This is a genomic window from Streptomyces sp. NBC_00252 (genome assembly GCF_036187565.1).
GTDB lineage: Bacteria > Actinomycetota > Actinomycetes > Streptomycetales > Streptomycetaceae > Streptomyces.
Map to the genome: position 1 here is coordinate 8,158,879 of NZ_CP108087.1, position 22,067 is coordinate 8,180,945.

Consider the following 22,067-nt stretch of genomic DNA (forward strand, 5'->3'; position numbering starts at 1 on the left):
AGGGCTAGTTCATCCGCCCCAGCACCTCCCGTACCCGCCGGGCGTCCCGGATCCGCTGCTCGTACGTCGCGCCGAGTGCGAGCAGCAGGAGCCCGGCGAGGGCGGGTGGTGCCCAGCGCGGAAGGGTGCCGACCACCTGGGCGAGATACGGGGCTAGTTCGTGCAGCGCGTCCAGGACGAGGGTGCCGCCGCCGAGGGCGAGCGGTGCCTGGAGGCGGTGTCGCGCGCCGAGCAGGGTGACGGCCAGCGCGGCCGTGCCCAGCAGCAGCGGGCGGCTCCAGTGCGCGTCGGACCAGGCCGTGAGGAGGCTCGGGACGAGCGTCGCGGCGAGCCCGGGGCCGTAGGCCGTCCAAGAGGAGACGTTCGGATCGCGGCGCCTGCGCAACGCGCCCACCAGCAGCGCCGGGACGGTCACCGGCAGCGTGTACGCCTCGGGGCTGCCGACGTTCCACACGGACAGCCGCACCCACATCGCCAGGACGAACAGGGCGGCGGCCAGGTAGCCGACAGCGCGTCGATCGGGCCGTAGCGCCGTGCCCGTCGCGATCACTCCGCACAGGGCCAACACCAGCGCGAACATGGGCAGTTCGCGGGCGGAGAGGCTGATCGCGGTCACTGCCGCGACCGTGCCCGTGATCTCGACGGCCAGGGTGGTGGACGGGTCGCCGATCCGTGCGGCGAGCAGCGCGGCGGCCACCGGAACGGCCAGCACCAGCAGTGCGATGTGCTCCGGCTGCCAGTCGAGGGCGGCCCCTGTGGCGCAGGCGAGGGCGGTTGCGTAGGCGAGGGACGCCGCGGCGGAGGCGGGTGCGAGGCGGCCGCGCCAGGCGGCCAGTGCGAACACGGCGGTCAGGGACGCCAGTACGGCGAGCGTGGCCGGTTCCGTGGCCAGGGAGACCGCCGTGAGGCTGAGGGAGGTGGCCAGGGCGAGGAGTGTGGCGGTGCGGTGTGCGAGGGCGAGCAGGGCGATGATCGTGAGGCCCTGGATCAACAGGCCGATGCTGTAAGGCAGTTGGAGTGCTGTAGGGATGGTGAGTGCTGTTGCCCAGGTCAGGGTGAGGGCGGCTGTCAGTGCGCGGGGGCGCCATTCGGTGGTGCGGAGCGTCGAGATCAGTACCGCCGCAACCGTCGCCAGAATCAGGGGAGTTGCGGCCGTATGGGCCGGCCAGAAGGCCTCCGTCGTCACTGCGTCACGGGCGTCGGCCGGGGTGCCCGACCAGACGCGGGTCAGCCAGGCGACCGGGCCGAACAGGGTGACCGTGGTGACCGGCAGCGCCCACAGCACCGCGCTCGCCTGGACGGCGGCGGAGGCCAAGCCGAGGCCGTGGCGCACGGGCTCGGGGAGCCGGCCCCGGACGAGCGCCAACAGGGCGATGCCGCACGCCAGATAACCCGGAACCGTCCAGTCGGCGGGCAGCGTCGCGCGCAGCATGCCGCCGACCGCGACGACCATGAACAGGCCGCCCGCCGCCGCCGTACCCGTCCGGAGCCGTACGTCCGAGGCGAGCCAGGTGGCGCCGAACGCGCCCGCCGCCGCGAGGGCGAAGAGCGCCGCCGCGCGGGCGGCGGCGCCCGGACCGGTTGCGTCCAGGGAGAGTTGACCTGCCGCCAGCAAACCCCAGGCAGCCATGGTGAACGCGCCGACGGTGGCGACGAGGCGAACCGCCTTGGAGGAGACGCGGAGTGCGAGAACCATGTCGAGCACGGCGGTCAGCAGCAGTGCCGCCGTGATCGTGTGCGGGCCCCCGCCGGCCGCGATCGCCCAGAGGAGCAAGGGAAGTTGGGCGATCGCGAGCGCGGCGGGGAGGGGGAGGAGAAGGGTCGGTGAGGGCGTCTTCCCGCCGGGGAGCGCCGGGAGTCCGAGGCCGTACGCCGTCCACAGCGCGGTCAGGACGGTCGCCGCCGCTGCCGCGAACGTCACGCCGTCGGCTGCCGGGAACGCGACCTCGTGCAGCGCGTAGGCGTCGAGCACGGTCAGGGCGAGGCCGAGGCCCGCGAGCGACTCGGCGGTGGAGCGCAGACCACGACGCAGGAGGGCGACGGGTGCGCCGAGAGTCGCCAGGGTCACCGTGGCGAGCACGAGCGCGCGGCCCGTGATGCCCATGCTTCCCCAACTGACCAGCGTGAACGCGATGGCGGCGAGGGTGAGCAGGATGCCGCCGAGCACGAGCAGCACGTTCTGCACGCCCGGCGCGGTGGTCTCCGGGCGCGGCAGGGCAGGGGGCGGCGGCATCACGGGGGCGGGCGGCCCCGGCTGAAGCACCGTCAGCAGCCAGGCCCGCCGGTGCAGCAACTGCGTGCGGCGGGCGTCCAGTTGGTACAGCTCGGCGTCCAGGATCCGCAACTCGACGGCCGGCGGCGGGATGTGCGTCATGTCTCGGAGTGTGCTGGCCGTCACGCCGTAGGACATGAGCGTGCGTACTCACAACGTACTCAGGAATCGGGAGAGAGGCGTCCGGGTGGGCAGACTCCCGGCATGGACTGGACGCACTACCGCTTCCGCGCCCGGTGGGACCTGCCCGTGCCGCCCGCCGTCGTGTACCCGCTGCTGGAGCGGGCCGAGGATTATCCGCGCTGGTGGCCGCAGGTGCGCGGGGTCGACCCGATCGACGACACGTCCGGCGTCATCAGCATCCGCGCGAGCCTGCCGTACGTGCTGACCTTCACCGCGCGCGAAGTGCGGCGCGATCCCGTCGCCGGGGTGCTGGAGATCGCGATGACCGGTGACCTGGAGGGCTGGGCGCGCTGGACGCTCACCGCCGAGGGGGCCGGCACGCGGGCCCGCTACGACCAGGAGGTCGACCTGAACCGGCAGTCGCTCAGGCGGTTCGCCGCGGTGGGACGGCCGGTGTTCCGGTTCAACCACGCGCTGATGATGCGGGCCGGCCGGCGCGGGCTGCTCGCGTACCTGGAAGCGGCCTGAGCGAAGCGGTTTGAAGGAAACCGGCGGGGGCCTGTATTGTTCGGTGCGTTCCCGGGCGATTAGCTCAGTGGGAGAGCGCTTCGTTCACACCGAAGAGGTCACTGGTTCGAACCCAGTATCGCCCACCGGGAAAGGCCGGTCCGCCACAGCGGACCGGCTTTTTTGCTGCCCAGGCGGTTAGGCGGCCTCCGCCGTCAGGTCCGGGCGCAGGGGCCACGACTGGTCCACCGACTCCGGGGTGCCGCTGCGCGCGAACCACGCCTGGAGGCCGCGTGCCTGGGCCGCGTGCCAGGTCGACTGCAGGGTGTGCAGTTCGGCGGGGGACAGCCGCTCCAGGCGCGTCGCGAAGCGGCGGCCCAGGGCTCGTATCACCTCCAGGGAGGCCAGCGCGTCCGCTCCCGCGTCGTGCGCGCCCTCCAACTCGACGCCGTAGTGCGCGCACAGGTCGGTCAGGGTGCGGCGGCCCTTGCGGTAGCGGTCCAGGTGCTTGTCCAGGACCCGGGGGTCCAGCACCCGCAGCGGCGTCGTCCGGAACCAGTGTTCCAGCGAGGTCGCGCGATGGCGGCGCAGCTCGCGGTCCAGCAGGGTCAGGTCGAACGGCGCGTTCATCACCACCAACGGCCGCCCCATCGCGGCCTGTTCGGCCAGCTCGTCGGCTATCTCGTGCATCACCGGCGCCGGCCAGCGGCCGTTGCGCTGAAGATGCTCATCCGTCAGTCCATGGATCGCCGTCGCCCCGGCGGGCACCGGCACCCCCGGGTTGACCAGCCACCGGACCGCCCGCGGGCGGGTACCGGGGGCGTCCTGGACGACGACGGCGGCCGACACGATCCGGTCGGTCTCCACATCCACGCCCGTGGTCTCCGTGTCGAACGCGGCCAACGGGCCCTCGTACCAGCACGTCATACGTACACAACTCCTCGTTCACCCACGGCAGCTGACGCACCGTCTTCTGCCTGTTTGGTGATACCCGGGCTGTTTGCGCCGTACGCCGGAAGGACACAACAGGAGTGCGGGTCTTTGCAGTTCAGCGACCCGGAGCAGGCATTCAGCACCACACTTCACCTGAACTCGGAAGGCTGTTGGCCATGGTGATAGCGCAGCCCGAGCGGGGCGGGCTGCTGCCCGAACGGACGGCACCCCAGCGCGGATCGCTCGCCACCACCGCCTGCATGGAGACACTGCAGGTGGGCTATCTGCACGCCGTCGCCGCCGCGGCCGGCTGCTCGCTGTCCCAGCCGTTCCCGGACAACGGCATCGACTGGCACGTCAGCCACGGCTCGCCCGGGCACACGGTGGACGACGAGGTCACGATAAAAGTGCAGCTCAAGTGCACTTACCAGATCCCGCCGAATCCGCCGGGACGTTCCTTCTCCTTCACGCTCGACAACGACCACCTGCGCAAGCTCGCCCGCACACCGGTATCGGTGCACAAGATCCTCGTCGTGATGCTCGTCCCGCGTTCCCAGGACGACTGGCTGCGCGCCAGCCACGACCGGCTCGATCTGCGGCACTGCTGCTACTGGGTCAACCTGGCCGGCCACGCGATCACCGGCAGGACCCGGACCACCGTGCGGATACCGACCTCGCGCATCTTCGACGACCGGGCGCTGTGCGAGATCATGACGCGGGTCGGGACGGGAGGCAGGCCATGAGGCACCGCTCGGTCGAGGAACACCTGCGGACGGTACGGCCGCACCCCGTGGACCCCACCTCCTGGGAACAGCCCCCGGAGCCCGACCGGGTCGACCCCGCCGTCCTCGGCGCCCTGCTGCGCCGGCACGGCTGGCAGCGGCGCGGGGGAGCGCCCGGACGGTACGGCCGCTGGACCCCACCCGGGCCCGGCGGCTCCGGCACCAGCCTCCTGGTCCCCGAGAGCCGGGCCTTCCCCGACAGCGACGACCTCCTCGGCGAGGCGCTCGACGCACTCGCCCGCAGCAACACCCCCTCCGCCCGCGAGGTCCTCGTCGGCCTCGCCGTGCCGAGCGACGAGATCCGCTGGTGGCGGGACATCCCGACCGGCCCCGCGGGCGCCGCGTCCTGGACCGTGGAGGAGCAACTCCGCGCCGCCGCACGGCAGATGCTGCTCGCCGCCGCACTCGCCACACGCGCGCGTGCCGGCTACTACGGCGCCCGCCACCGCCGCCCCGCCGCCGCGTCCCTCGAACACGTCCTCGTCGGCTCCGCGCCCGGCGGCCGTCACCTCACCGCGTTCGTCCCGGTCGAGACCGGCCGCGCCCTCGCCGTACGCCTCCACCAGGCCCTGTACGCGACCCGGGAGGCCATCGACTACGAGCGGGCCACGGGTGGCATGGACGCCTTCGACGGGGCCGTGGAGGCGGGCGTGAGCCGGGAGCTGACCGAAGCCGTCGTCGCGCTCGTGCGCGGTACGGAGGGTGCCCGGATCGCCGTCGAGTGGGCGCCCGGCGCGGGTGTCCCCGAGGGCTGTGCCGCGCCCGCCGAGGCCGTCGAGTTCTCGCCCGGCGACCTGCCCGTGCTGCGCGCCGCCGGGGCCCGCTATCTGCGCGAGGAACCCGCCATGCCCGTCCGGGTCACCGGCACCGTGGTGCGGATGCGCCGGTCGGGACCGCGCGGCGAGGGCACCGTACGGATGCAGGTGATCGCAGGGGCCGAGGTCGGGCACGTCCGGATGACGCTGGACGAGGAGTCGTACCGGATAGCCGGGCACGCCCATCTCGTCGGGCTGCCGGTGCGGGTGCACGGGCGGCTGGAGAGCCGGGGCGGGTTCCGTCGGCTGACCGGCGCCTCCGGGGTCTTACCCGTGCAGGTGGACGAGGCGGAGCGGGACCGGCTGATGAAGTCCCTCCAGGAGAATCTCGACTTCTTCGAGGAGGCGTGCAGCGGGGAGGACTGAGGGAGGGGGAGCGGGGGCGACCGTTTCGCGGTGGGCCCCTTAGGGTCGGTACGATCCCCTATTGCGCGCGCTCACGGTATGGCGCCGCATCCACCCTGCAGTCAGGAGAGACCGGTGTCAGACGTCCGTGTGATCATCCAACGCGATTCCGAGCGGGAAGAGCGCACGGTGACGACGGGCACGACGGCCGCCGAGCTCTTCGCCGGCGAGCGCTCGATCATCGCCGCGCGCGTGGCCGGAGAGCTCAAGGACCTCGCCTACGTCGTCTCCGAGGGGGACGAGGTCGAGGGCGTCGAGATCTCCTCCACCGACGGCCTCAACATCCTGCGCCACTCCACCGCGCACGTCATGGCGCAGGCCGTGCAGGAGCTGTTCCCCGAGGCCAAGCTGGGCATCGGCCCGCCGGTCAAGGACGGTTTCTACTACGACTTCGACGTCGAGCGGCCGTTCACGCCCGAGGATCTCAAGGCCATCGAGAAGAAGATGCAGGAGATCCAGAAGCGCGGCCAGCGGTTCTCGCGGCGCGTCGTGACCGACGAGGACGCCCGCGCGGAGCTGGCGGACGAGCCGTACAAGCTCGAACTCATCGGCATCAAGGGCTCCGCGTCGACCGACGACGGCGCGGACGTCGAGGTCGGCGGCGGCGAGCTGACGATCTACGACAACCTCGACGCCAAGACCGGCGACCTGTGCTGGAAGGACCTCTGCCGAGGCCCGCACCTGCCCACCACGCGCAACATCCCGGCGTTCAAGCTGATGCGCAACGCGGCCGCCTACTGGCGCGGCAGCGAGAAGAACCCCATGCTCCAGCGCATCTACGGCACCGCCTGGCCCTCCAAGGAGGAGCTGAAGGCGCACCTCGACTTCCTGATCGAGGCCGAGAAGCGCGACCACCGCAAGCTGGGCAACGAGCTGGACCTGTTCTCCATCCCGGACCAGATCGGCTCCGGCCTCGCCGTCTTCCACCCCAAGGGCGGTGTTGTCCGCCGGGTCATGGAGGACTACTCGCGCCGCCGCCACGAGGAGGAGGGCTACGAGTTCGTCTACACCCCGCACGCGACGAAGGGGAAGCTCTTCGAGACGTCCGGGCACCTGGACTGGTACGCCGACGGCATGTACCCGCCCATGCAGCTCGACGAGGGCGTGGACTACTACCTCAAGCCCATGAACTGCCCGATGCACAACCTGATCTTCGACGCGCGCGGCCGCTCGTACCGTGAACTGCCGCTGCGCCTCTTCGAGTTCGGGACCGTGTACCGGTACGAGAAGTCCGGCGTCGTGCACGGTCTGACCCGGGCGCGCGGCTTCACGCAGGACGACGCGCACATCTACTGCACGCGCGAGCAGATGGCCGACGAGCTCGACAAGACGCTCACCTTCGTCCTCAACCTGCTGCGGGACTACGGCCTGACGGACTTCTACCTGGAGCTGTCGACCAAGGACCCGGAGAAGTTCGTCGGCTCGGACGAGGTCTGGGAAGAGGCCACCGAGACGCTGCGGCAGGTGGCCGAGAAGCAGGGGCTGCCGCTCGTCCCCGACCCGGGCGGCGCCGCGTTCTACGGCCCGAAGATCTCCGTCCAGACGAAGGACGCGATCGGCCGGACCTGGCAGATGTCCACTGTGCAGCTGGACTTCAACCTGCCGGAGCGCTTCGACCTGGAGTACACGGGTCCCGACGGTTCCAAGCAGCGGCCGGTCATGATCCACCGTGCGCTGTTCGGTTCCATCGAGCGCTTCTTCGCGGTGCTCCTCGAGCACTACGCGGGCGCGTTCCCGGCGTGGCTCGCGCCGGTGCAGGCGGTCGGTATCCCGATCGGGGACGGGCACGTCGAGTACCTGGAGAAGTTCGCCGTGGCGGCGAAGAAGAAGGGGCTGCGCGTCGAGGTCGACTCGTCCTCGGACCGGATGCAGAAGAAGATCCGCAACGCGCAGAAGCAGAAGGTCCCGTTCATGGTCATCGTCGGCGACGAGGACATGAACGCCGGGACGGTGTCCTTCCGTTACCGCGACGGCTCGCAGGAGAACGGCATCGCGTTCGACGAGGCCATCGCGAAGATCGAGCAGGTCGTGGCGGACCGGGTCCAGGTCTGAGTCAGCTGCTTCGAGAGGCCCCCGGGGTTGTCACAACCCCGGGGGCCTCTCGTCGTCCTCCCGGGCGAAGACCTGGAGCAGCCAGGACGCGAAGGTCCCGGTGACCGCCCCGAGCAGGGCCAGACCGATGGCCATCATGCCTACGGCGATCAGGCGGCCGAGCGGGGTGACGGGGGCGATGTCGCCGTAGCCGACGGTCGCGAAGGTGGCGCAGGTCCACCACACGGCGTCGCCGAACGTCGTCATCGTCGCGCCCGGGGCCGCGTGTTCCTCGTGGTAGACGGAGAGGGCGCCGGCGAAGCCCAGCAGGAGGGTGGACAGGCCGGCGTAGACGATCACGCGCGCGTGCAGGGCGAGGCGGGGCCGGCCGTGGCGGCGCTGGACGGTCTCGTAGAACCTGACGATGCGCAGCGGGCGCAGCAGGGGCAGGAGCAGGACGAGGGTGTCCAGCCAGTGGATGCGGACGAAGCGCAGCCGCTCGCCGCTCAGCCGCCAGCGGACGGCGTAGTCGACGGCGAAGAGCGCCCACGAGGCGAAGAGCACGGCGAGGCAGACGTCCTGCCAGTCGGCGGGCAGGTCGTGGGCCAGGATGCGCACGGCGTACGCGGCGAGGAAGACCAGGGACGCCACGGCGAGGGGGATCTCCGTGCGCTGCTCCCAGCGGGCCTTGCGGCTGTCGTCGTCCATCGGCCCAGCTTGGCGCGGGAGAGGTTTCGCGCAACCCCGGCGACACGCCGCGAACGGGCGAAGCCATATGCTTCCTTGCATGACGAGTGAGCCGGAGCAGCAGATCGGAGTGGGCACGCCGGACGCGTTCCAACGCCTCTGGACGCCCCACCGGATGGCCTACATCCAGGGCGAGAACAAGCCGACCGGACCCGGTGCGGACGACGGTTGCCCCTTCTGCTCGATTCCGGCCAAATCGGACGAGGATGGGCTCATCGTCAGGCGCGGTGAGCTGGTGTACGGGGTGCTGAATCTGTACCCGTACAACGGCGGCCATCTGATGGTCGTGCCCTACCGTCACGTCGCGGACTACACCGACCTGACGGACGCGGAGACCGTGGAGCTCGCGGCCCTCACCAAGCAGGCGATGACGGCCCTGCGGACCGCCTCCGGCGCGCACGGCTTCAACATCGGCATGAACCAGGGCAGCGTCGCGGGCGCGGGCATCGCCGCCCATCTCCACCAGCACATCGTCCCGCGCTGGGGCGGCGACACGAACTTCATGCCGGTGGTCGGCCACACGAAGGTGCTGCCCCAACTGCTCGCGGACACACGGAAGATGCTGGCCGAGGCATGGCCGACATCATCCAGCCCGTCCGGCGTTTGAGGACGAGGCCGTCCAGGCCGACAGCGGGGGTCTGGGGGCGCAGCCCCCAGAGGCCGGTCCGGCGGACCCGCACGCGACCCGCTCAGCCGCCGGAGGCTTACGCGTCGTAGAGGTCGGCTTTCCTGGGTGACGCGTCCTGGACGTTGCCGCTGAGGAAAGCCGAGCGGTTGCCGAACTTCTCCGTGTCCACGCCGTTCTCGTCGAGGACGCGGATCGCCGCGGCGTGGACCACGCGCAGGACCGGGGTCGCGGCGCGCAGCGCGTCGTCGGCCATGAAGCGGTGGCGCCAGGGCTGGTCGGCCCAGGCGTGCCGCAGGCCGAACGGCTCGGGCAGGGATATGGAACCGCCGAGCCAGTTCAGCAGCGGCGGGTACCAGGTGATCGGGGCGCGGACCGCGAGGCGGACCACCTCGTCGGCGGGAACGAGGGGGAGCTTGACGCTGCGGTTCTCCCACGGCTTGAACGTCTTCTGGACGCTCTTCGTCGGGGCCTCGGGCTTGCCCGTGAACAGCGAGTTCACCGGGCCCAGGGCATGGCCGGTGATCTCGATGCGCAGGGTCTTGTGCAGCACGGTGACCGTGATCATCATCGTGATGACCAACTGGCCCTCCCAGAGCGTCCATTGGACCCCCAGGTAGTGCCGGTCGCCCGCGCCGAACTGCTGCTTGTTGCAGATGTCCTGGATCGCGTGCGTCTTGACCTGGTACGCGTCCACGTCCGTGCCCTCGGGCCGGGACACCGCCTTCGCGCCCTCACCGATCGGCGTGACGACCCAGTGGCGTATGGACGCCTTCGGGAAGCCGCCGGTGTTGATCGTGTTCCGCTCCAGCATGCGCAGGTCGTCATGGATGTTCCGGATGACGTCCCAGCTGCGGAAGGGGTGGATCTCCCGGTCGGCGTCCCGCGCGATCAGGTCCTCGGCGAGCTGCCAGCTGCCCCACCGGGTGCCCATGCCGAGGATGCCCTTGGGGCCGGCGTAGAAGATCGAGTTCGACTGCTGCTCGGCGCTGAGCTTGGCCAGGGACTGGCGGAGCTGCTCGGCCTGGGTCTCGCCGGGGCTGGTCGGCACCGCCTCGGGGACCTTCGCGCCGACGCTGCTCCCGGAGAGCAGGCTGCCCCAGCGCTCGCGCAGGTCCTTCGCGGTGCTCTCGCAGACCTGCTTGGCCCACAGCCAGCCGACGACCGGGAGGACGACGCACGCGCGTGCGTACCAGGACCAGAAGCCGTGGAACGGCATCTTGATCAGGACGATCACGGCGACCGCGCCCACGGCGACGAGGAGGGTGGTGGCGATCGCGCCCGCTCGCTTGTTGGTCTGCGTGCGCTTGTCGATCAGGCTGCGCAGCTGGAAGACCAGCAGCCAGACGATGAGTCCGGGCAGGAACAGCACCCCGCACAGCACCATGATCATGGACAGGCGGTTGTCCCGGGCCCGGCGGATGTTGTTCGCGGCCAGGGCGTGCTCGACGACCGCCTGCGGTTCGGTGCCGAAGGACTGGATCAGCGGTTTGCGGCCGGGGCCGAGCATGCGGGAGACGACGGCTCCGGAGAAGGCCTCTCCGAGGTTCGGGCGGAAGATCGTCGCCCACTTGCGGCCCGCGTTGACGGCCGTCTGGTGCCATTCGTTGTCGGCCTTCTTGATGTCGGCCACCGGGTTGTCCCGGTAGGCCGCCGAGGCCAGCGCGAAGGTCGCCGTCTGCCCCTCGTCGCCGGTTCGCGGCACCTGTGGTCCGAAGATGTCCGCGTAACCGCTGTCAACGGTCATTCCCGCCCCCGATCGCCGCTGCCCCGCTTCTGCGGCTTTCCCGACTTCCGTGCTCCGCACACCTGTTGATCAGGTCATCAGCGTATCGGCAGCCACTGACATTCGTCGGCGGACGGCCGAAAGCCGCCCGCCGGCACCGAAGATCGTCGAACAACGGGCCAACTACGGGGCGTCGCCCGCCTCTTCGCGGATCCGTTCGGCGATCTGCTGGGGCATCGGTTCGTGGCGGGCGTAGGCGCGGTTGAAGCGGGCGGTGCCGTGCGAGAGCGAGCGGAGGTCGACGGCGTAGCGGCCGATCTCTATCTCCGGGACCTCCGCGCGGATCAGGGTGCGCCCGCCGGTCGTCTGCTCGGTGCCGAGGACCCGGCCGCGCCGCCCGGAGAGGTCGCTCATCACCGCGCCCACGTAGTCGTCGCCTACCAGGACGGTCACCTCGGCCACCGGTTCCAGGAGATGGATCTTCGCGTCGGCCGCGGCCTCCCGCAGGGCCAGCGCGCCGGCCGTCTGGAACGCGGCGTCCGAGGAGTCCACCGAGTGCGCCTTGCCGTCAAGGAGCGTGATCCGTACGTCGAGGAGGGGATGCCCCGCCGCGACTCCCCTCGCGGCCTGGGCCCTCACGCCCTTCTCCACCGACGGGATGAACTGCCGGGGCACCGCGCCCCCGATGACCTTGTCCACGAACTCGATGCCCGTGCCGCCCGGCAGCGGCTCGACCTCGATCTCGCAGATCGCGAACTGGCCGTGCCCGCCGGACTGTTTGACGTGCCGGCCGCGTCCCTGCGCCTTCGCGGCGAACGTCTCCCGCAGGGAGACCTTGTGCGCGACGAGGTCGACCTGGACGCCGTAGCGGCTGCGCAGCCGTTCCAGGGCGACGTCCGCGTGGGCCTCGCCGAGGCACCACAGGACGACCTGGTGGGTGTCCTGGTTCTGCTCCAGGCGCATGGTGGGGTCCTCGGCGACGAGCCTGCTCAGGCCCTGCGAGAGCTTGTCCTCGTCCGCCTTGCTGTGCGCCTGGATGGCGAGCGGCAGCAGCGGGTCGGGCATCTCCCAGGGCTCCATGAGGAGCGGGTCGTCCTTGGCCGAGAGCGTGTCCCCGGTCTCCGCGCGGCCCAGCTTCGCCACGCACGCGAGGTCGCCCGCGATGCAGTGCGTGAGCGCCCGCTGCTGCTTGCCGAAGGGCGCGGACAGGGCGCCGACGCGTTCGTCGACGTCATGGTCCTCGTGGCCCCGGTCGGCGAGCCCGTGCCCGGAGACGTGGACCGTCTCGTCCGGCCGCAGCGTCCCGGAGAACACGCGCACCAGGGAGACCCGGCCGACGTACGGGTCGGAGGCGGTCTTCACGACCTCGGCGACCAGCGGACCGTTCGGGTCGCACGGCTTGAGCTCCCGCGCCCTGCCGTCGACCGTGGTGACCCCGGGCGCCGCGCGCTCCAGCGGGGTCGGGAAACCGCCTGTGATCAGCTCCAGCAGCTCGACCGTGCCCAGCCCCTGCCGGGAGCCCTCGGCGGCGGGAGCGGCCGCCAGGACGGGAAAGAAGACCCCGCGCGCCACGGCCCGCTCCAGGTCCCCGATGAGCGTCTTGACGTCGATCTCCTCGCCGCCGAGATAGCGGTCCATGAGGGTCTCGTCCTCGCTCTCCGCGATGATCCCCTCGATGAGCCGGTTGCGGGCCTCCTCGATCCCGGGCAGCTGGTCGGGACCGGGCTCGGACTCCTTGCGCTCCCCGGACGCGTAGTCGAACAGCTTCTGCGACAGCAGCCCCACAAGACCGGTCACGGGCGCGTGCCCGTCCGGCCCCGGCGCGCCGTGCAGCGGCAGGTACAGGGGGAGCACGGCGTCGGGGTCGTCCGCGCCGAAGGCCTCCGCGCAGGTGCGGGTCATGCTCTCGAAGTCCGCGCGCGCGGACTCCAGATGCGTGATGACGATGGCGCGCGGCATGCCCACCGCCGCGCACTCCTCCCACACCATGCGGGTCGACCCGTCCACCCCGTCGGAGGCCGAGACGACGAAGAGGGCCGCGTCCGCCGCGCGCAGACCGGCCCTCAACTCGCCGACGAAATCGGCGTACCCAGGGGTGTCGAGAAGGTTGACCTTGTACCCGTCCCAGTCGACGGGCACCAGGGAGAGCTGCACCGAGCGCTGCTGCCGGTGCTCGATTTCGTCGTAGTCGGAGACGGTGCCGCCGTCCTCCACGCGGCCCGCCCGGTTCACCGCCCCCGCGGTCAGCGCGAGGGCCTCCACCAGAGTCGTCTTGCCCGATCCGGAGTGGCCGACCAGCACCACATTCCGTACGGACGCGGGGTGGTCGGCCGCTGTAGCCCTGCCGGCGGCTCCGGGGTGTGCGTTCGCCTTGTCGCCCATGGCCTTGCCTCCCGTACACGGTGAGGTCACTGTGGGCGCGGACACACGCAGCCGCGTGCGGTGGCGGCTCCGATGACGCCCGCGGTGCTTCGAGCTTTCCACTCCCGTCACGGTGCGTCCATACAGCGGACGCGATCCGGCCGTCGGCACCGAGGGCATCGAGTCGTGCCGCGGCCACTCAAAACAGGGGCCGCACGGGTGCCCGGCCGTCGCCCACGCGCGCGCGTGGCTACGATGGGCCAGCCGGTGGCCAGCAGGGGCCGCGCGGCGACACCGACCCTCGGGAAGGCCATGCTGAACAAGTACGCGCGTGCATTCTTCACGCGTGTCCTCACGCCGTTCGCCGCGTTTCTGATCCGCCGGGGCGTCAGCCCCGACATGGTCACCCTCCTCGGCACCGCCGGAGTGGTCGCGGGCGCGCTGGTCTTCTACCCCATGGGCGAGTTCTTCTGGGGCACGGTCGTGATCACGCTGTTCGTGTTCTCCGACCTCGTTGACGGCAACATGGCCCGCCAGCTGGGCCGCTCCAGCCGCTGGGGCGCCTTCCTCGACTCCACGCTCGACCGGGTCGCGGACAGCGCGGTCTTCGGCGGCCTGGCCCTCTGGTACGCGGGCGGCGGCGACAACATCGCCCTGTGCGCGGTCTCGATCTTCTGCCTGGCCAGCGGCCAGGTGGTGTCGTACACCAAGGCGCGCGGCGAGGCGATCGGCCTGCCGGTCGCCGTCAACGGCCTGGTCGAGCGCGCCGAGCGGCTCGTCATCTCACTCGTCGCGTGCGGCCTCGCCGGACTCCACAAGTTCGGCGTCCCCGGCATCCAGTGGCTGCTGCCGATCGCGCTGTGGATCGTCGCCGTGGGCAGCCTGGTCACGCTGATCCAGCGCGTCGTCACGGTCCGCCGTGAGGCCGCCGAGGCCGACGCCGCCGCCGCTCAGGAGGCCGCGCAGCACAGCAGCGGGGCCACCCCGTGAGCAGTGCCCAGGAGCGGCTGACGGACACGCTCTACGGCGTCGGCTGGAGCACCGTCAAGAAACTCCCCGAGCCGGTCGCCGTCCGGCTCGGCCGCACCATCGCCGACCTCGCCTGGAAGCGCCGCGGCAAGGGCGTCCAGCGGCTGGAGAGCAACTACGCGCGCGTGGTGCCCGACGCGAGCCCCGAGCGGCTCGCCGAGCTCTCGCGCGCGGGCATGCGGTCGTACCTGCGCTACTGGATGGAGTCCTTCCGGCTCCCCGCCTGGAGCGCCGAGCGGATCCGCACCGGCTTCGACCCCAAGGGCCTGCACCACCTCACCGACGGCATCGCCTCCGGCCGCGGTGTCGTCCTCGCGCTGCCCCACCTGGCCAACTGGGACCTCGCGGGCGCCTGGGTCACCACCGCCCTGGAGACCCCGTTCACCACGGTGGCCGAACGCCTCAAGCCCGAGACGCTCTACGACCGCTTCGTCGCCTACCGCGAGGGCCTCGGCATGGAGGTCCTCCCGCACAGCGGCGGCACCGCCTTCGGCACCCTCGCCCGGCGCCTGCGGGACGGCGGCCTGGTCTGCCTGGTCGCCGAACGCGACCTGTCCGCCTCCGGAGTCGAGGTCACGTTCTTCGGCGAGGCCACCCGGATGCCCGCCGGACCGGCCCTCCTCGCCCAGCAGACGGGCGCGCTCCTGCTCCCCGTCACGCTCTGGTACGACGACTCACCGGTCATGCAGGGCCGGGTCCACCCGCCGGTCGAGGTGCCCGAGTCAGGCGACCGGGCCGAGAAGACGTCTGTCATGACACAGGCGCTGGCAGACGCCTTCGCCACCGGCATCGCCGACCACCCGGAGGACTGGCACATGCTCCAGCGCTTGTGGCTCGCGGACCTCGATCCCAGCAAGGGGCCCTCGTGAGGATCGGCATCGTCTGCCCCTACTCCTGGGACGTCCCCGGCGGCGTCCAGTTCCACATCAGAGACCTCGCCGAGTACTTCATCCGGCTCGGCCACGAGGTCTCCGTCCTGGCCCCGGCCGACGACGACACCCCGCTGCCGCCCTACGTCGTCTCGGCCGGCCGTGCCGTCCCGGTGCCGTACAACGGCTCGGTGGCCCGCCTGAACTTCGGCTTCCTGTCCGCCGCCCGGGTGCGACGCTGGCTGCACGACGGCGAGTTCGACGTCATCCACATCCACGAACCGACCTCGCCGTCCCTCGGCCTCCTCGCCTGCTGGGCGGCACAGGGCCCGATCGTCGCCACCTTCCACACCTCCAACCCGCGCTCCCGGGCGATGATCGCCGCGTACGCGATCCTCCAGGCCGCGCTGGAGAAGATCAGCGCGCGGATCGCCGTGAGCGAGTACGCCCGGCGCACCCTCGTCGAACACCTCGGCGGCGACGCGGTCGTCATCCCGAACGGCGTCGACGTCGACTTCTTCGCCCGCGCCGAACCCAAGCCCGAATGGCAGGGCGGGACCATCGGCTTCATCGGCCGCATCGACGAACCCCGCAAGGGCCTCCCGGTCCTCATGAAGGCCCTGCCGAAGATCCTCGCCGAACACCCGCGGGCCAGACTCCTGGTCGCCGGCCGGGGCGACGAGGAGGAGGCCGTCGAGTCCCTCCCCGAGGACCTGCGCTCCCGCGTCGAGTTCCTCGGCATGATCAGCGACGAGGACAAGGCCCGCTTCCTCCGCAGCATCGACCTCTACGTGGCCCCCAACACCGGCGGCGAGAGCTTCGGCATCATCCTCGTGGAGGCCATGTCCGCAGGCGCCCCGGTTCTCGCCTCCGACCTCCCCGCCTTCGCCCAGGTCCTCGACCAGGGCGGCGCCGGCGAACTCTTCACCAACGAGGACGCCGACGCCCTGGCGGAGGCGGCGGTACGTCTCCTCGGCGACCCCGACCGCCTGGCCGAGCTGCGGCAGAGCGGGAGCGCCCACGTACGACGCTTCGACTGGTCGACGGTCGGCGCGGACATCCTGTCGGTGTACGAGACGGTGACGGCGGGCGCGGCAGCGGTGGCGACGGACGAACGGACGGGGTTGCGGGCGAGGTTCGGACTGGCGCGGGACTGAGAGTCGCGGGGTTTCGGCGGTTATGTGAGGGGCGGTTCCTCCCAGCCAACGCCGGACACACTCAGCCCGTCCGGCGTTTGAGGACGAGGCCGAAGGCCGAAGCGGGGGCGTGGGGGCGCAGCCCCCACAACGCCCACACCAACACCCCGCACGAATCCCGGTCAACCCAAGTGGAACGGCCCGGTAGCGTTGCCGCCCGTGACCGCAACCCTGATCTGGATCCTCGTGGCCGTCGTAGCGATCGGCCTGTACCTGAGCTGGACCGCGGGACGGCTCGACCGGCTGCACGCCCGGATCGACGCGGCCCGCGCCGCACTGGACGCCCAACTGCTGCGCCGCGCCTCGGTGACCCAGGAACTGGCCACCTCCGGCGTCCTCGACCCGGCCGCCTCGATCGTCCTCTACGAAGCCGCGCACGCCGCCCGGCAGGCCGAGGAGGAGCAACGGGAGGTCGCCGAGAGCGAGTTGAGCCAGGCCCTGCGTGCCGTCTTCGGAGAGGCCCCGCAGGTGGAGGGCGTCCGCGAGGCCCCCGGGGGAGAGGCGGCCGCCCACGAACTCACCGAGGCGGTACGGCGGGTGCCCATGGCCCGCCGCTTCCACAACGACGCCGTACGCGCGGCCCGCGCCCTGCGGCGGCACCGCAAGGTCCGCTGGTTCCGGCTGGCCGGGCACGCGCCCTTCCCGATGGCCTTCGAGATGGACGACGAGCCCCCGGCGGCGCTGGTGGACCGGGCGGCGTAGAACAGAACGGCGCGGCACAGCCGTGGAAGACCGTCGTAGAGCACGCCGTGGAAGACCGCCCTGGAGCACGCCTTAGAACGCACCCACAAGGCACACCGGTTCGAAAACGATCCACCGGGTGTTCATTGGCCCTTGCTGTGGCCTGCACCTCTCACGTTTCCTCGGTACTGCAGAAACCCTCTTTCACCGAGTGAGGTCACCCCGTGTCCAGCACCCCCAGCTCCGCCCAGACCCCCGAGACCGGCACCGCGCGCGTGAAGCGCGGGATGGCCGAGCAGCTCAAGGGCGGGGTGATCATGGACGTGGTCAACGCCGAGCAGGCGAAGATCGCCGAGGACGCCGGCGCCGTGGCCGTCATGGCCCTGGAGCGGGTCCCCGCCGACATCCGCAAGGACGGCGGCGTGGCCCGGATGTCCGACCCGACGATGATCGAGGAGATCATCGAGGCGGTCTCCATCCCGGTCATGGCCAAGTCCCGTATCGGCCACTTCGTCGAGGCCCAGGTCCTGCAGTCCCTCGGCGTCGACTACATCGACGAGTCCGAGGTCCTCACCCCGGCCGACGAGGTCAACCACTCCGACAAGTGGGCCTTCACGACCCCCTTCGTCTGTGGTGCCACCAACCTGGGCGAGGCCCTGCGCCGCATCGCCGAGGGCGCCGCGATGATCCGCTCCAAGGGCGAGGCCGGCACCGGCAACGTCGTCGAGGCGGTCCGCCACCTCCGCCAGATCAAGAACGAGATCGCCAAGCTGCGCGGCTTCGACAACAACGAGCTGTACGCCGCCGCCAAGGAGCTGCGCGCGCCGTACGAGATCGTCCGCGAGGTCGCCGAGCTCGGCAAGCTCCCGGTCGTGCTGTTCTCCGCCGGCGGTGTCGCCACCCCCGCCGACGCGGCCCTGATGCGCCAGCTCGGCGCCGAGGGCGTCTTCGTCGGCTCCGGCATCTTCAAGTCCGGCGACCCGGCCAAGCGCGCCGCCGCCATCGTGAAGGCGACCACCTTCTACGACGACCCGAAGATCATCGCGGACGCGTCCCGCAACCTCGGCGAGGCCATGGTCGGCATCAACTGCGACACCCTCCCCGAGACCGAGCGCTACGCCAACCGCGGCTGGTAACCACCCATGGCGGATGTTTCTTCAGCCCCTGTCATCGGCGTCCTCGCTCTCCAGGGCGACGTACGGGAGCACCTGATCGCCCTGGCCGCGGCCGACGCCGTGGCCAGGCAGGTCAGGCGCCCCGAGGAACTCGCCGAGGTGGACGGTCTCGTCATCCCCGGGGGTGAGTCGACCACCATCTCCAAGCTGGCCGTCCTCTTCGGAGTGATGGACCCGCTGCGCACGCGCGTGCGTGCAGGCATGCCCGTCTACGGCACCTGCGCCGGCCTGATCATGCTCGCCGACAAGATCCTCGACCCGCGCTCGGGCCAGGAGACGATCGGCGGCATCGACATGATCGTGCGCCGCAACGCCTTCGGACGGCAGAACGAATCCTTCGAAGCAGCTGTCGACGTCCGGGGCATAGAGGGCGATCCTGTGGAGGGCGTCTTCATCCGCGCCCCCTGGGTCGAGTCCGTCGGGGCCGAGACCGAGGTCCTCGCCGAACACGAGGGCCACATCGTCGCGGTCCGCCAGGGCAACGCGCTCGCCACGTCGTTCCACCCGGAACTGACCGGCGACCACCGCGTGCACTCCCTGTTCGTCGACATGGTGCGCGCGAACCTGGCTCCGGGGTCCTAGTAGGATCTCTGGGGTTCGTAAAGAGTTGGGTTACGCGAAGGAGACAGGCAGATGTCCGGCCACTCTAAATGGGCTACGACGAAGCACAAGAAGGCCGTGATCGATGCCAAGCGCGGCAAGCTCTTCGCGAAGATGATCAAGAACATCGAGGTCGCGGCCCGTACCGGTGGCGCCGATGTGTCCGGCAACCCGACGCTGTTCGACGCCATCCAGAAGGCCAAGAAGAGCTCGGTCCCGAACAAGAACATCGACTCCGCGGTCAAGCGCGGTGCCGGTCTCGAGGCCGGTGGCGCCGACTACGAGACGATCATGTACGAGGGTTACGGCCCCAACGGTGTCGCGGTGCTCATCGAGTGCCTCACCGACAACCGCAACCGCGCCGCCTCGGACGTCCGCGTCGCCATGACCCGCAACGGCGGGAACATGGCCGACCCCGGTTCCGTGTCGTACCTCTTCAACCGCAAGGGCGTCGTCATCGTCCCCAAGGGCGAGCTGGGCGAGGACGACGTCCTCGGTGCCGTGCTCGACGCCGGTGCCGAAGAGGTCAACGACCTGGGTGACACCTTCGAGGTCATCTCCGAGGCCACCGACCTGGTCGCGGTCCGCACCGCGCTCCAGGACGCCGGCATCGACTACGACTCCGCCGACGCCAACTTCGTCCCGACCATGCAGGTCGAGCTCGACGAGGACGGCGCCCGCAAGATCTTCAAGCTGATCGACGCCCTGGAGGACAGCGACGACGTGCAGAACGTCTTCGCCAACTTCGACGTCAGCGACGAGGTCATGGAGAAGGTCGACGCCTGAGCAGCCGACAAGCCGAACGGGCCGACGGGACACACCCCGTCGGCCCGTCGCTTTGTCAGTGACACCCGATAGCCTGCACAAACAGGCAATCGAACGAGGGGGGTTGGCGTGCGAGTACTCGGGGTGGACCCCGGACTGACGCGATGCGGTGTCGGCGTCGTCGACGGCGTCGCGGGCCGACCACTCACCATGGTCGGCGTCGGCGTCGTACGGACCCCGGCGGACGCCGAGTTGGGCCTGCGCCTGGTCGCCATCGAGCAGGGCATCGAAGCGTGGCTCGACGAACACCGGCCCGAATTCGTCGCCGTGGAGCGGGTGTTCAGCCAGCACAACGTCCGTACGGTGATGGGCACCGCCCAGGCCAGCGCCGTCGCGATGCTGTGCGCCGCCCGCCGCGGCATCCCGGTCGCCCTGCACACCCCCAGCGAGGTCAAGGCCGCCGTCACCGGCAGCGGCCGTGCCGACAAAGCCCAGGTCGGCGCCATGGTGACCCGCCTGCTCCGGCTCGACGCACCCCCCAAGCCCGCCGACGCGGCCGACGCCCTCGCGCTGGCGATCTGTCACATCTGGCGGGGCCCGGCGACCAACCGCCTCCAGCAGGCGGTCGCCCAGAACCGCCTGCAGCAGGCCATCGCCCAGCACGCGGCCGGCACGCTGAAGACCCCGCACGCCCCGAACACCCGGCAAGCCCCGAAAGGCCGTACCGCATGATCGCCTTCGTCAGCGGCACGGTCGCCGCACTCGCCCCCGACACCGCGGTGCTCGAGGTCGGCGGTGTCGGCATGGCCGTCCAGTGCACGCCGAACACGCTGTCCACGCTCCGCCTCGGCAAGCCCGCCAAGCTCGCCACCTCCCTGGTCGTCCGCGAGGACTCGCTCACGCTGTACGGCTTCGTCGACGACGACGAACGCCAGATCTTCGAGCTGCTCCAGACCGCGACCGGCGTCGGCCCCCGGCTCGCGCAGGCCATGCTCGCCGTGCACACCCCGGACGCGCTGCGCCGGGCCGTCGCCTCGGGGGACGAGAAGGCGCTGATGGCCGTGCCGGGCATCGGCAAGAAGGGCGCCCAGAAGCTGCTGCTGGAGTTCAAGGACCGGCTCGGCGCACCGGTCGGCGCCCCCGCGGTCGGCGCCCCGGTCACCAGCGGCTGGCGCGACCAGCTGCACGCCGCCCTCATCGGCCTCGGGTACGCGACCCGCGAGGCCGACGAGGCCGTGTCCGCCGTGGCACCGCAGGCCGAGGCCGCCGAAGGGGCGCCGCAGGTGGGGCAGTTGCTCAAGGCCGCCCTGCAGACCCTGAACCGCGCCCGCTAGGAGACCGTCAGTGAACTGGGACGACACGACCGACGAGACCGCCGCCGAGCGGCTGGTGGGCTCGGTCGCCGACCGCGAGGACCAGGCCGTCGAGGCCGCCCTGCGCCCCAAGGACCTGGGCGAGTTCATCGGCCAGGAGAAGGTCCGCGAACAGCTCGACCTGGTGCTGCGCGCCGCACGCGCGCGTGGCGCCACCGCCGACCACGTGCTGCTCTCCGGTGCCCCCGGCCTCGGCAAGACCACCCTGTCGATGATCATCGCGGCCGAGATGGGCGCCCCCATCCGCATCACCAGCGGCCCCGCCATCCAGCACGCCGGCGACCTCGCCGCGATCCTCTCCTCCCTCCAGGAGGGCGAGGTGCTCTTCCTCGACGAGATCCACCGCATGTCCCGGCCCGCCGAAGAGATGCTCTACATGGCGATGGAGGACTTCCGCGTCGACGTCATCGTCGGCAAGGGCCCCGGCGCCACCGCGATCCCGCTGGAGCTGCCCCCGTTCACCCTGGTCGGCGCCACCACGCGCGCGGGACTGCTGCCGCCCCCGCTGCGCGACCGCTTCGGCTTCACCGCGCACATGGAGTTCTACGAACCGGCCGAGCTGGAGCGCGTCATCCACCGCTCGGCCAACCTCCTCGACGTGGAGATCGACCCGGCCGGCGCCGCCGAGATCGCCGGCCGCTCCCGCGGCACCCCCCGCATCGCCAACCGGCTGCTGCGCCGCGTCCGTGACTACGCGCAGGTCAAGGCCGACGGCTTCATCACCCAGGACATCGCCGGGGCCGCCCTCAAGGTCTACGAGGTCGACGGCCGCGGCCTCGACCGGCTCGACCGCGGTGTCCTCGAAGCCCTGCTCAAGCTGTTCGGCGGCGGACCGGTCGGCCTGTCCACGCTCGCCGTCGCCGTGGGGGAGGAGCGCGAGACCGTCGAAGAGGTCGCCGAACCCTTCCTCGTACGGGAGGGACTGCTGGCCCGCACCCCGCGCGGACGCGTCGCCACTCCGGCCGCGTGGGCGCATCTCGGCCTCACCCCGCCCCGCGCGTCAACCGGGGGAAACGGACAAGGGGACCTGTTCGGGGCGTGACGGCGGGGGC

The 22,067-nt window shown here is 71.2% G+C and carries 20 protein-coding genes and 1 tRNA gene; 16 read left to right on the forward strand and 5 right to left on the reverse strand.

Features of this window, described 5'->3' with window-relative positions; genetic code table 11:
• Positions 1–4 precede the first annotated feature (4 nt).
• Entirely contained in the window at positions 5–2,410 is a 2,406-nt protein-coding gene (locus tag OHT77_RS36245; RefSeq protein ID WP_328832592.1) for an SCO7613 C-terminal domain-containing membrane protein, read from the reverse strand.
• 66 nt (positions 2,411–2,476) lie between these two features.
• Between OHT77_RS36245 and OHT77_RS36250 the strand changes: the two genes are divergently transcribed.
• Positions 2,477–2,923 carry an SRPBCC family protein gene (locus OHT77_RS36250; RefSeq protein WP_328832593.1) on the forward strand — a complete coding sequence of 149 codons (447 nt, stop codon included), beginning with the start codon at positions 2,477–2,479 and terminating at the stop codon, positions 2,921–2,923.
• A gap of 53 nt (positions 2,924–2,976) precedes the next feature.
• Positions 2,977–3,048 (forward strand) — tRNA-Val (locus tag OHT77_RS36255).
• Between the two features lie 52 nt (positions 3,049–3,100).
• Here the strand turns inward: OHT77_RS36255 and OHT77_RS36260 are convergent.
• Positions 3,101–3,829 carry a 3'-5' exonuclease gene (locus OHT77_RS36260; protein ID WP_328832594.1) on the reverse strand — a complete coding sequence of 243 codons (729 nt, stop codon included), beginning with the start codon at positions 3,827–3,829 and terminating at the stop codon, positions 3,101–3,103.
• 182 nt (positions 3,830–4,011) lie between these two features.
• Between OHT77_RS36260 and OHT77_RS36265 the strand changes: the two genes are divergently transcribed.
• From OHT77_RS36265 to thrS, 3 genes are all read left to right on the forward strand, one after another.
• Positions 4,012–4,578: a DUF4365 domain-containing protein gene (locus OHT77_RS36265; RefSeq protein WP_019059792.1), complete on the forward strand. Its 567-nt coding sequence runs from the start codon at positions 4,012–4,014 to the stop codon at positions 4,576–4,578.
• Positions 4,575–5,798, forward strand: a complete 1,224-nt coding sequence (locus tag OHT77_RS36270) for a hypothetical protein (protein WP_328832595.1) — start codon at positions 4,575–4,577, stop codon at positions 5,796–5,798. Before OHT77_RS36265 ends, OHT77_RS36270 begins: the two co-directional genes overlap by 4 nt.
• Positions 5,799–5,912: 114 nt before the next feature.
• Positions 5,913–7,889, forward strand: coding sequence for a threonine--tRNA ligase (thrS, locus tag OHT77_RS36275; RefSeq protein WP_266766986.1), 1,977 nt, complete (start codon positions 5,913–5,915; stop codon positions 7,887–7,889).
• Between the two features lie 30 nt (positions 7,890–7,919).
• Here the strand turns inward: thrS and OHT77_RS36280 are convergent, their stop codons facing one another.
• A complete protein-coding gene (locus tag OHT77_RS36280) occupies positions 7,920–8,576 on the reverse strand; it encodes a potassium channel family protein (protein ID WP_328832596.1) in 657 nt (218 codons plus the stop codon).
• Between the two features lie 67 nt (positions 8,577–8,643).
• Between OHT77_RS36280 and OHT77_RS36285 the strand changes: the two genes are divergently transcribed.
• Positions 8,644–9,222, forward strand: a complete 579-nt coding sequence (locus tag OHT77_RS36285) for an HIT family protein (protein ID WP_328832597.1) — start codon at positions 8,644–8,646, stop codon at positions 9,220–9,222.
• A 97-nt stretch (positions 9,223–9,319) separates the two neighbouring features.
• Here OHT77_RS36285 and OHT77_RS36290 read toward each other — a convergent pair whose 3' ends face one another.
• Both OHT77_RS36290 and OHT77_RS36295 read right to left on the reverse strand, forming a co-directional pair.
• Positions 9,320–10,987: a hypothetical protein gene (locus OHT77_RS36290; RefSeq protein WP_328832598.1), complete on the reverse strand. Its 1,668-nt coding sequence runs from the start codon at positions 10,985–10,987 to the stop codon at positions 9,320–9,322.
• 162 nt (positions 10,988–11,149) lie between these two features.
• Entirely contained in the window at positions 11,150–13,348 is a 2,199-nt protein-coding gene (locus tag OHT77_RS36295) for an elongation factor G-like protein EF-G2 (RefSeq protein ID WP_328832599.1), read from the reverse strand.
• 234 nt (positions 13,349–13,582) lie between these two features.
• On the opposite strand from OHT77_RS36295, the gene pgsA reads away from it, so the two are divergent.
• The 10 genes from pgsA to ruvB all read left to right on the forward strand — a co-directional run bounded on the left by pgsA (position 13,583) and on the right by ruvB (position 22,057).
• A complete protein-coding gene (pgsA, locus tag OHT77_RS36300; RefSeq protein ID WP_328834443.1) occupies positions 13,583–14,317 on the forward strand; it encodes a phosphatidylinositol phosphate synthase in 735 nt (244 codons plus the stop codon).
• The gene (locus OHT77_RS36305) at positions 14,314–15,225 is read left to right on the forward strand and encodes a phosphatidylinositol mannoside acyltransferase (RefSeq protein ID WP_328832600.1); all 912 of its coding nucleotides are present in this window, start codon (positions 14,314–14,316) and stop codon (positions 15,223–15,225) included. The genes pgsA and OHT77_RS36305 overlap by 4 nt, the downstream gene beginning before the upstream one ends.
• Entirely contained in the window at positions 15,222–16,382 is a 1,161-nt protein-coding gene (locus tag OHT77_RS36310) for a glycosyltransferase family 4 protein (RefSeq protein WP_328832602.1), read from the forward strand. The genes OHT77_RS36305 and OHT77_RS36310 overlap by 4 nt, the downstream gene beginning before the upstream one ends.
• A 198-nt stretch (positions 16,383–16,580) precedes the next feature.
• Positions 16,581–17,123, forward strand: a complete 543-nt coding sequence (locus OHT77_RS36315) for a hypothetical protein (RefSeq protein ID WP_328832603.1) — start codon at positions 16,581–16,583, stop codon at positions 17,121–17,123.
• Between the two features lie 203 nt (positions 17,124–17,326).
• The gene (pdxS, locus tag OHT77_RS36320; protein ID WP_200686525.1) at positions 17,327–18,238 is read left to right on the forward strand and encodes a pyridoxal 5'-phosphate synthase lyase subunit PdxS; all 912 of its coding nucleotides are present in this window, start codon (positions 17,327–17,329) and stop codon (positions 18,236–18,238) included.
• Between the two features lie 6 nt (positions 18,239–18,244).
• On the forward strand, positions 18,245–18,859 hold the full coding sequence (gene pdxT, locus OHT77_RS36325) for a pyridoxal 5'-phosphate synthase glutaminase subunit PdxT (protein WP_266766978.1): 615 nt from the start codon (positions 18,245–18,247) through the stop codon (positions 18,857–18,859).
• Positions 18,860–18,910: 51 nt separating this feature from the next.
• Positions 18,911–19,663 (forward strand): YebC/PmpR family DNA-binding transcriptional regulator, encoded by a 753-nt coding sequence (locus OHT77_RS36330; protein ID WP_033282259.1) that lies wholly within the window; start codon positions 18,911–18,913, stop codon positions 19,661–19,663.
• Between the two features lie 108 nt (positions 19,664–19,771).
• Entirely contained in the window at positions 19,772–20,374 is a 603-nt protein-coding gene (gene ruvC, locus OHT77_RS36335; RefSeq protein ID WP_328832604.1) for a crossover junction endodeoxyribonuclease RuvC, read from the forward strand.
• Complete coding sequence (gene ruvA, locus OHT77_RS36340) at positions 20,371–20,976, forward strand: Holliday junction branch migration protein RuvA (protein WP_328832605.1); 606 nt, start codon at positions 20,371–20,373, stop codon at positions 20,974–20,976. Before ruvC ends, ruvA begins: the two co-directional genes overlap by 4 nt.
• Before the next feature lie 10 nt (positions 20,977–20,986).
• Positions 20,987–22,057 carry a Holliday junction branch migration DNA helicase RuvB gene (gene ruvB / locus OHT77_RS36345; RefSeq protein WP_266766975.1) on the forward strand — a complete coding sequence of 357 codons (1,071 nt, stop codon included), beginning with the start codon at positions 20,987–20,989 and terminating at the stop codon, positions 22,055–22,057.
• Positions 22,058–22,067 lie beyond the last annotated feature (10 nt).

What these genes read in the sequence shown, in the direction of transcription:
- ruvA (WP_328832605.1), top strand. Translation starts at nt 20,371, where the DNA reads ATGATCGCCTTCGTCAGCGGCACGGTCGCCGCACTCGCCCCCGACACC.
- pgsA (WP_328834443.1), top strand. Translation starts at nt 13,583, where the DNA reads ATGGGCCAGCCGGTGGCCAGCAGGGGCCGCGCGGCGACACCGACCCTC.
- pdxT (WP_266766978.1), top strand. Translation starts at nt 18,245, where the DNA reads ATGGCGGATGTTTCTTCAGCCCCTGTCATCGGCGTCCTCGCTCTCCAG.
- OHT77_RS36295 (WP_328832599.1), bottom strand. Translation starts at nt 13,348, where the DNA reads ATGGGCGACAAGGCGAACGCACACCCCGGAGCCGCCGGCAGGGCTACA.
- OHT77_RS36330 (WP_033282259.1), top strand. Translation starts at nt 18,911, where the DNA reads ATGTCCGGCCACTCTAAATGGGCTACGACGAAGCACAAGAAGGCCGTG.
- OHT77_RS36260 (WP_328832594.1), bottom strand. Translation starts at nt 3,829, where the DNA reads ATGACGTGCTGGTACGAGGGCCCGTTGGCCGCGTTCGACACGGAGACC.
- OHT77_RS36285 (WP_328832597.1), top strand. Translation starts at nt 8,644, where the DNA reads ATGCTTCCTTGCATGACGAGTGAGCCGGAGCAGCAGATCGGAGTGGGC.
- OHT77_RS36265 (WP_019059792.1), top strand. Translation starts at nt 4,012, where the DNA reads ATGGTGATAGCGCAGCCCGAGCGGGGCGGGCTGCTGCCCGAACGGACG.
- OHT77_RS36290 (WP_328832598.1), bottom strand. Translation starts at nt 10,987, where the DNA reads ATGACCGTTGACAGCGGTTACGCGGACATCTTCGGACCACAGGTGCCG.
- OHT77_RS36280 (WP_328832596.1), bottom strand. Translation starts at nt 8,576, where the DNA reads ATGGACGACGACAGCCGCAAGGCCCGCTGGGAGCAGCGCACGGAGATC.
- OHT77_RS36245 (WP_328832592.1), bottom strand. Translation starts at nt 2,410, where the DNA reads ATGTCCTACGGCGTGACGGCCAGCACACTCCGAGACATGACGCACATC.
- OHT77_RS36250 (WP_328832593.1), top strand. Translation starts at nt 2,477, where the DNA reads ATGGACTGGACGCACTACCGCTTCCGCGCCCGGTGGGACCTGCCCGTG.
- OHT77_RS36270 (WP_328832595.1), top strand. Translation starts at nt 4,575, where the DNA reads ATGAGGCACCGCTCGGTCGAGGAACACCTGCGGACGGTACGGCCGCAC.